The following is a 1,040-nucleotide window of genomic DNA, read 5'->3' on the forward strand; positions in this document are numbered from 1 at the left end:
TAATACCGCGCGCAATGTGATCGGGACCGACCAACAAAATAGAGCTGGTGTGGCCGAGTAAAGTTGCATCACTCAAGATACTGTTCAGTTTGCGCTTGGTCAGCTGGAAGATAAAAATAGAGTGCAAATAGCCATTTTGACTGACCGGTGCGGCCAAATAAGCGGTGTGCTCTTTGGTCACAGGATCGGTGGAGAAATCGATAAAAATCAGCGGCGTTTTATTGCTGGTGGCACTGCCGCTGTCATCTTGCTGTACCGTTTTTAAGGTTTGCCGAAAGGCGTTCGCTAGCCCAGTTTGTTTCCATTGACCATGCAGTAAGTTGGTACCGAAATTACGATTTTTAGTCACCGAATAGACCACATCGCCTTGGGTATTGGCAATCAGGATGTCGGAAAAATCGGAAAACCGCAGCTTTTCAACAAACGATGGATGAAAGCGGCTATGTAACAGACGGTAGCGCTCACTACCGACATAGGCCCCGTAACCTTGCGGGGTTTCGTTTTTAATTAGGTTATTGGGTTTATCACCACTGCCCGGAATATAACGATTCTGGGCATTTTTGCGCGCCTCATCGTCATTATCGCCCAGCATCTGGAAGGCATTGACCAAACCATAAAAGCGTCCGCCAGCGGCGGTGGCCAGTTCTGTATTCACAAAGCCCAGCACTTGTTCTTCTAGGGAGTGGAAATAGTCATTGAGCTGATTTTTTTTGATGTCACGTACCGCAACCAAATAATTGTTGGTCTGTTCGGTTAAATCGGTGGCATGGACTTTGAGCAGGAACCAAGCAGCAAAACTAAACGGAATAATGCTGAACAATAAAAAAGCCAGCATCAGCTTGGGTTGTAGTTTTTTGTATGCACGCTCGTGTAATGCCATTTCTCGTTAATTTTCCGGATGATTTTGGAAAAAAATGCCGACGGGTTTTAACGTGAATGGTAAGGAGAGTGCAGGAAAAGAGACAGATTATTGTGATTTAGTGGTGTAATTTTGCGAAGTGGTGCAATTATTCGTGTAATTGACGCGCCGATACAAATTA

Annotated in this window: 1 pseudogene; it reads right to left on the minus strand. The window is 45.3% G+C overall.

The window, feature by feature from the left end:
* Positions 1–880: pseudogene (locus ACRC27_RS12310) on the minus strand (hypothetical protein); the annotation flags it as partial.
* Positions 881–1,040: the final 160 nt, after the last annotated feature.

It is taken from the genome of Plesiomonas sp., assembly GCF_051650925.1.
Lineage (GTDB): Bacteria > Pseudomonadota > Gammaproteobacteria > Enterobacterales > CAMTGL01 > Plesiomonas.